The sequence below is a fragment of the Streptomyces sp. A1136 genome (assembly GCF_004795055.1).
Lineage (GTDB): Bacteria > Actinomycetota > Actinomycetes > Streptomycetales > Streptomycetaceae > Streptomyces.
The window spans coordinates 180212-187256 of sequence record NZ_SSBJ01000012.1 but is presented as its reverse complement, the minus strand read 5'-3'; the positions used below and the strand labels follow the sequence as shown (position 1 = coordinate 187256).

6 protein-coding genes are annotated in these 7045 nt (G+C 73.7%); 1 reads left to right on the top strand and 5 read right to left on the bottom strand.

What is annotated here, in order from left to right:
• Window positions 1-267: 267 nt before the first annotated feature.
• Window positions 268-930, bottom strand: a complete 663-nt coding sequence (gene pdxH, locus E6R62_RS14625; protein WP_136213833.1) for a pyridoxamine 5'-phosphate oxidase — start codon at window positions 928-930, stop codon at window positions 268-270.
• Between the two features lie 200 nt (window positions 931-1130).
• Here pdxH and E6R62_RS14620 point away from each other — a divergent pair, with 200 nt between their 5' ends.
• On the top strand, window positions 1131-2237 hold the full coding sequence (locus E6R62_RS14620; RefSeq protein WP_136213832.1) for a citrate synthase 2: 1107 nt from the start codon (window positions 1131-1133) through the stop codon (window positions 2235-2237).
• Window positions 2238-2307: 70 nt separating this feature from the next.
• Here E6R62_RS14620 and E6R62_RS14615 read toward each other — a convergent pair whose 3' ends face one another.
• From E6R62_RS14615 to E6R62_RS14600, 4 genes are all read right to left on the bottom strand, one after another.
• Window positions 2308-2916, bottom strand: coding sequence for a TetR/AcrR family transcriptional regulator (locus tag E6R62_RS14615; RefSeq protein ID WP_136213831.1), 609 nt, complete (start codon window positions 2914-2916; stop codon window positions 2308-2310).
• Window positions 2904-3641, bottom strand: a complete 738-nt coding sequence (locus tag E6R62_RS14610; protein ID WP_136213830.1) for an enoyl-CoA hydratase family protein — start codon at window positions 3639-3641, stop codon at window positions 2904-2906. Before E6R62_RS14610 ends, E6R62_RS14615 begins: the two co-directional genes overlap by 13 nt.
• A 247-nt stretch (window positions 3642-3888) precedes the next feature.
• The gene (locus E6R62_RS14605; protein WP_136213829.1) at window positions 3889-5082 is read right to left on the bottom strand and encodes an acyl-CoA dehydrogenase family protein; all 1194 of its coding nucleotides are present in this window, start codon (window positions 5080-5082) and stop codon (window positions 3889-3891) included.
• Window positions 5079-7043: a biotin carboxylase N-terminal domain-containing protein gene (locus E6R62_RS14600; RefSeq protein WP_136213828.1), complete on the bottom strand. Its 1965-nt coding sequence runs from the start codon at window positions 7041-7043 to the stop codon at window positions 5079-5081. Before E6R62_RS14600 ends, E6R62_RS14605 begins: the two co-directional genes overlap by 4 nt.
• Window positions 7044-7045: the final 2 nt, after the last annotated feature.

Sequence of the window (7045 nt, the reverse complement as noted above, 5' to 3'; positions counted from 1 at the left end):
GTGGTTCCCGAAATGTACGGAAACCGGACGCGTGAGGTGGCTGCGGGCTAAAGCGCCCGTCGTCGCACGCACCCAGTGCGGTGCCCGGCGGGAACGCCAGGCGCCAATCCCAAGCAGTCACCCGACCCGCGGGCTCGCCGGTACGTCCGGCCGGCTCCTCTCACTGCAGGAGAGGATCCCGAGCCCGCGGGTCGTCTGCGTTCCCCGACCTGGTCGGCTGCGTTCCCCGACCTACGGGTCCCGGGTCATGTGCGAATACCGGCGCGGCTACGGGCAGAGCCGCTCGACGCGCCACTTACCGCCCTCGCGGACGTACCGCAGCCGGTCGTGCAGCCGGTTCTCGTGCCCCTGCCAGAACTCCACCGCGTCCGGCACCACCCGCAGACCGCCCCACTCCGGCGGCACGGGCACCTGCTCGCCCTCCGGGTAGCGCTCCGCCAGCTCCGCGTACCGCCGGTCCAGTTCCGCGCGGGAGTCGATGACCTCGGACTGCGCGCTCGCCCAGGCCCCGAGCTGCGAGCCGTGCGGCCGGGACCGGAAGTACGCGGCCGTCTCGTCCCGGCCGATCCGGGCGGCGGTGCCCGTCACGCTGACCTGGCGGGCGATCGGGTGCCAGGGGAACAGCAGCGACACGTACGGGTTCTCGGCGATCTCGCGGCCCTTGCGGGAGGCGTAGTTGGTGAAGAAGACGAAGCCCCGCTCGTCGAACTGCTTGAGGAGGACCGTGCGGGAGCTGGGGCGGCCGTCGGCGGTCGCGGTCGAGACGACCATCGCGTTGGGTTCGAAGAGGTGCGACGCGGCGGTCTGCCGGAACCACAGGGCGAACTGCCCCATCGGGTCCTCCGCGAGGGTCTCCTCGTCGAGGATCTCGGAGCGGTAGTGCTTGCGCATGGTGGCGGGATCAAGGTCCTGGTGGGTCACGCGGGCCATCCTGCCGCAGTACGACCGCCGGGGGTGTGCCGTATGTCACGCTTCCGCAGACCATCCGGAACGGACAAAATCTTGGGGCCGGTCCGAGGGTCCCCGCACGGATGACCATCGACCGTGCCGGGCATCAACGGGGATGACCGCGCCGGACCGCGAATCACGCCGGGAGCCGCGCGTGTTCGCACTATCTGAGGAGCCGCCTGATGTCCGACTTCGTACCCGGGCTCGAAGGGGTCGTCGCGTTCGAGACGGAGATCGCCGAGCCCGACAAGGAGGGCGGGTCCCTCCGCTACCGGGGGGTGGACATCGAAGACCTGGTCGGCCACGTCTCCTTCGGGAACGTGTGGGGCCTGCTGGTCGACGGTGCCTTCAACCCCGGCCTGCCGGCCGCCGAGCCCTTCCCGATCCCCGTGCACTCGGGTGACATCCGGGTCGACGTGCAGTCCGCGCTCGCGATGCTCGCCCCCGTGTGGGGACTGAAACCGCTGCTCGACATCGACGAGCGCACGGCCCGTGACGACCTGGCGCGGGCGGCCGTGATGGCCCTGTCCTACGTCGCGCAGTCCGCCCGCGGCCAAGGGCTGCCGATGGTGCCGCAGAAGGAGATCGACAAGGCCGAGTCCGTCGTCGAGCGGTTCATGATCCGCTGGCGGGGCGAGCCGGACCCCCGGCACGTCAAGGCCGTCGACGCCTACTGGACCTCCGCCGCCGAGCACGGCATGAACGCCTCCACCTTCACCGCCCGGGTGATCGCCTCCACCGGCGCCGACGTGGCGGCGGCGCTCTCGGGCGCCGTCGGCGCGATGTCCGGGCCGCTGCACGGCGGGGCGCCGTCCCGGGTCCTCGGCATGATCGAGGAGATCGAGCGCACCGGCGACGCCGTGGCGTACGTGAAGAAGGCCCTGGACAAGGGCGAGCGGCTGATGGGCTTCGGGCACCGGGTCTACCGGGCCGAGGACCCGCGCGCCCGTGTGCTGCGCCGCACCGCGAAGGAACTGGACGCCCCGCGCTACGAGGTCGCCGCCGCGCTGGAGAAGGCGGCGCTGGAGGAACTGCACGCGCGCCGTCCCGACCGGGTGCTCGCGACGAACGTGGAGTTCTGGGCGGCGATCATGTTGGACTTCGCCGAGGTCCCGGCGCACATGTTCACGTCGATGTTCAGCTGCGCCCGTACGGCGGGCTGGTCGGCACACATCCTGGAGCAGAAGCGCACGGGCCGCCTGGTGCGCCCGTCGGCCCGTTACGTCGGACCGGGCCGGCGCGACCCGCGTGACATCGAGGGCTACGCGGACATGGCCGAGACGGCCTGATCCGCACCCGCCGCACCGGGCGCCGCACCCCACGAGGGGTGCGGCGCCTGTCGCGTGCCCGGGGGCCGGTTCAGGGGCCGAGCGTCGCGTCCAGGACCCGGGCCCACTGGCTGACGACCCGGGCCCGGCGCGCCGTGTCGTCGGACAGGACGTTGGCCAGACCCAGGCCCCGGGCCATGTCCAGGAGGCCCTGCACGGTCTCCCGGACGCCCGGTACCGACTCGTCCGCGCCGAGCAGTTCCACCGCGATGCGGTGCGTCTCGCGGCCGACGCGGGCTTCGAGTCCGGCCACGTGCGGGCGCAACTGCTCCTCGTTGGACGCGGCGACCCACAGTTGGAGGGCGGCCCGGAAGAGCGTGCCGGTGTACAGGTCGACCAGGGCCTCGACGACGGCCGTACGGGGCGCGGGGCCCGCGTGGAACAGCTCGCGCAGGGCGGTGGAGCGTTCTTCGGCGACGTGCTCCACGGCGGCCGTGAACAGCTTCTCGCGGGTCGGGAAGTGGTGCTGGGCCGCGCCGCGCGAGACCCCGGCCCGTTCGGCGACGACGGCGACGGTGGAGCCCGCCCAGCCGTGCTCGGCGAGGCAGGAGACGGCCGCCTCCAAGAGGTGGCGGCGGGTGACGCGGCTGCGGGCCTGCTTCGGGCCGGCCGTCGGCCCGGGGCCGGTCACCGTGCCCATGACGGGTCCCGGCGTTCGAGGCGGGCGGTGATGCCCTCACGGGCCTCGGCGGAGGCGAAGTGGCGGGCCGACAGCGCGGTCAGGGCGGCGCCGTGCTCGGCGAGTGCGGCCCTGACCGGTGCGGTCAGCAGCCGCTTGGTCGCGGCGAGGGCTTCGGGACCGGCCTTGCGCAGGCCCGCGAGGACCGGGGCGAGCACCTCGTCGACGTCCGCGCCGTGCAGGGTGAGCAGGCCGATGCGGGCGGCTTCGGCGGCGTCGAAGGCCTCGGCGGTCAGGAGGTACCGGGAGGCGGCGCGCGGGTCCAGGCGCGGCAGCAGCGGCGCCGAGATGACGGCCGGTACGACCCCCAGGTGGGTTTCGGTGAAGGCGTACGTGGACCGGGGCCCCGCGGCGGCGATGTCGCAGGCGCCGAGCAGCCCGAGGCCGCCCGCCCGGACGTGTCCGGTGACGCGGCCCACGACGGGCTTGGGGAGTTCCGCGACCTCCAAGAGCAGGGCCAGGAAATCCGCGGGGTCGCAGGGGGACTTGAGGTCGGCGCCGGAACAGAAGGTGGTGCCGGTGTGGGTGAGGACGACGGCGCGGACCGTCGGGTCCGCGCCCGCGTCGGCGAGGGCCGCGCGCAGCTCGCCGACGAGGTCCGCGGAGAGCGCGTTGCGGTTGGCCGGGGAGTCGAGCGTGAGCGTGGCGATACCGGTCGCCTGGTCGGCGTGCACGAGTCGGGCCATGTCTCCTCCGGAGGGGTGGGCCGGTCGGGGGTCCTCCCCCGGGGGAGGGTATGCGGACCCGGCGGCTGCCCGCCAAGTCACCCCCGGGGGAAGCCGGCGGCCAGGGGCGGTCCGGTGCCGGGCCGGGGCGGGTGCCGGGTCGGTCGGGGCGGGCCGGGGCGGGTGCCGGGCCGGGGGCGGATCAGGCCCGTATTACGGGCGGCCGATCTCCTGCCCGCTCCCCGCCCCGACCGACCCGGCACGGCCGTCAGTAGGACTTGGGCAGGCCCAGCGTCTGGTGCGAGACGAAGTTGAGGATCATCTCCCGGCTGACGGGGGCGATCCGGGCCACGCGGGACGCGGTGATCAGGGAGGCCAAGCCGTACTCGCGGGTGAGGCCGTTGCCGCCCAGGGTGTGCACGGACTGGTCCACCGCCCGCACGCAGGCTTCGGCAGCGGCGTACTTGGCCATGTTGGCCGCCTCGCCCGCGCCCATGTCGTCGCCCGCGTCGTAAAGGAGGGCGGCCTTGCGCATCATCAGCCGGGCCAGTTCCAGCTCGATGTGGGACTGGGCGAGGGGGTGGGCGATGGCTTGGTGGGCGCCGATGGGCTCCTTCCACACCTGGCGGGTCTTGGCGTAGTCCACGGCCTTGGCGAGGGCGTACCGGCCCATGCCGATCGCGAAGGCGGCCGTCATGATCCGCTCGGGGTTGAGTCCGGCGAAGAGCTGGAGCAGGCCCACGTCCTCTCCCCCCACGCCTCCGGTATGGGAGGGACCTCCGCCGACCAGGGCGTCGGCGGGCAGTCGGACGTCGTCCAGGACCAGTTCGAACTGCTTCTCCGCCGCCTGGAGTTCCATCTCGATGACGGAGCGGGAGAAGCCGGGTGTCTCGCGGGGCACGATGAACAGGCAGGGCTTGAGCCGGCCGGTCCCGGCGTCTTCGGTGCGACCGACGATCAGGGTGGCGTCCGCGATGTCCACGCCCGAGATGAAGACCTTGCGGCCGGTCAGCACCCATGCGTCGCCGTCCCGCCGGGCGGTGGTCGTGATGCGGTGGGAGTTGGAGCCGGCGTCGGGTTCGGTGATGCCGAAGGCCATGGTGCGGGTGCCGTCGGCCAGGCCGGGGAGCCAGGCCCGCTTCTGGGGCTCGGTGCCGAAGCGGGCGATGACGGTGCCGCAGATCGCGGGTGAGACGACCATCATCAGCAGGGGACATCCGGCGGCGCCGAGCTCTTCGAGGACGATGGAGAGTTCGGTGATGCCGCCACCCCCACCTCCGTACTCCTCCGGGAGGTTGACGCCGAGATAGCCGAGCTTGGCGGCGTCGGCCCACAGCTCCTCGGGGTGACGGCCCTCGCGGGCGGTCCGGGCGAGGTACTCGCGGCCGTAACGCTGCCCGAGGGCGGCGACGGCGGCGCGCAGGGCCTGGTGCTCTTCGGTTTCCACAACGGAGTTGCTCATGCGGGCGTTTCCTCCTGGACTACGGCGAGCAGGGCGCCGAATTCGACCTGGTGGCCGGTTGCGGCGTGGAGGGCGGTGAGCGTGCCGGAGGCGGGCGCGACGATGCGGTGTTCCATCTTCATGGCCTCCAACCAGAGCAGGGGCTGTCCGGCGGTGACGGCGCAACCGGGGGCGAGGCCCTCGGCGACGCGGACGACGGTGCCGGGCATCGGGGCGAGCAGGGAGCCGGGTGCGGTGCGGTCCTCGGGGTCCGCGAACCGGGGCAACCGGTTCAGGGTGTGGGCACCCAGGGGGCCGTCCACGTAGACCTCCGCAGGACCGACGCCCCCTTTGTTCGATTTGTGTTTCACGTGGAACACCCGCCGAACGCCGTCCACTTCGAGGGTGACGAGCCCCGGTTCCACGGCCAGGACGGAGACGCCGGGTTGGTCCACGGGCTGCGGGAGCCCGCCGCGCGTCGGGTTGTAGCCGACCTGGTACTCGGCGCCGGACACGACGTAGCGGCGTGCCTGTGGCTGCGAGCGCAGGTTGCGCCAGCCACCGAGGCGGGCGGCGAGCGGGGCGTCGGGGGGCGGCGCGGCATCGGAGAGGGCGGCGGCGAGCGCGGCCAGGGAGGCGGCCCGTTCCGCGCCCGGCTCGGGCTCGGTGAGGCCGGCGAGGTGGCGGTCGTAGAACCCGGTGTCGAGGCGCCCGGCGGTGAAGTCGGGGTGTCGCAGGGACCGTACGAGGAGGTCCCGGTTGGTGGTCAGGCCGTGGATGCGCGCTCCGGCGAGGGCGTGGGCGAGGGTACGGACGGCCTCCGCCCGGGTCGGGGCGTGGGCGACGACCTTGGCCAGCATCGGGTCGTAGTGCACTCCGACGGCGTCCCCGTCCTCGAAGCCGGTGTCCACGCGCACCGCGCCGGGCACGGCCAGGGTGTGGAGCACTCCGGTCTGCGGCCGCCATTCCCGGGCGGGGTCCTCCGCGTACAGACGGGCCTCGACGGCGTGACCGGTGGGCTCGGGCGGCACCGGCGGCAGGGCCGTCCCCTCGGCGACGCGCAGTTGGAGGGCGACGAGGTCGAGGCCGAAGACGGCTTCCGTGACGGGGTGTTCCACCTGGAGGCGGGTGTTCATCTCCAGGAAGTACGGGCGCCCGTCGGCGGCCACGAGGAACTCGACGGTGCCGGCGCCCTCGTAGGAGACGGCCCGGGCGGCGGCCACGGCGGCCTGGTGGAGACGCTCGCGCAACGATTCCGGCAGGCCGGGCGCGGGGGCCTCCTCGATGACCTTCTGGTGGCGCCGCTGGAGCGAGCAGTCACGGGTGCCGAGCGCCCAGACGGTGCCGTGGGCGTCGGCCAGGATCTGCACCTCCACGTGGCGGCCCCGCTCGATGTAGGGCTCGGCGAAGACCTCGTCGTCGCCGAAGGCGGAGCGGGCCTCGGCGCGGGCGGCCTCCAGTTCGTCCTTGAGGCGGTCGAGGTCGCGGACGACCCGCATCCCGCGACCGCCGCCGCCCGCCGCGGCCTTGAGCAGCAGGGGCAGGTCGGCGGTGGTGACCTCGGCCGGGTCGACGGGGTCCAGGAGCGGCACCCCGGCCGTCCGCATGAGTTCCTTGGCGCGGGTCTTGGAGGCCATGGCCTCGATGGCCTCGGGGGGCGGGCCGATCCAGGTCAGCCCGGCGTCGCGGACGGCGCGGGCGAAGTCGGCGTTCTCGGAGAGGAACCCGTAGCCGGGGTGGACGGCGTCGGCGCCGGCCGCGAGGGCCGCCTCGACGATCAGGTCGGCGCGCAGGTAGGTGTCGGCGGGGGCGGTGCCGGGCAGCCGTACGGCCGCGTCGGCGCGGCGTACGTGCAGGGCGTCGGTGTCGGCGTCGGAGTGGACGGCGGCGGTGGCCAGGCCCAGGGCACGGGCGGTACGGAAGATCCGTACGGCGATCTCGCCGCGGTTGGCGACGAGGACGGACGTCAGGGGCGGTGTCATCT

Bases quoted from the DNA above. Each gene is read 5' to 3' on its own strand.
- pdxH (WP_136213833.1), bottom strand. From the start codon at position 930: ATGGCCCGCGTGACCCACCAGGACCTTGATCCCGCCACCATGCGCAAG.
- E6R62_RS14620 (WP_136213832.1), top strand. From the start codon at position 1,131: ATGTCCGACTTCGTACCCGGGCTCGAAGGGGTCGTCGCGTTCGAGACG.
- E6R62_RS14615 (WP_136213831.1), bottom strand. From the start codon at position 2,916: ATGGGCACGGTGACCGGCCCCGGGCCGACGGCCGGCCCGAAGCAGGCC.
- E6R62_RS14610 (WP_136213830.1), bottom strand. From the start codon at position 3,641: ATGGCCCGACTCGTGCACGCCGACCAGGCGACCGGTATCGCCACGCTC.
- E6R62_RS14605 (WP_136213829.1), bottom strand. From the start codon at position 5,082: ATGAGCAACTCCGTTGTGGAAACCGAAGAGCACCAGGCCCTGCGCGCC.
- E6R62_RS14600 (WP_136213828.1), bottom strand. From the start codon at position 7,043: ATGACACCGCCCCTGACGTCCGTCCTCGTCGCCAACCGCGGCGAGATC.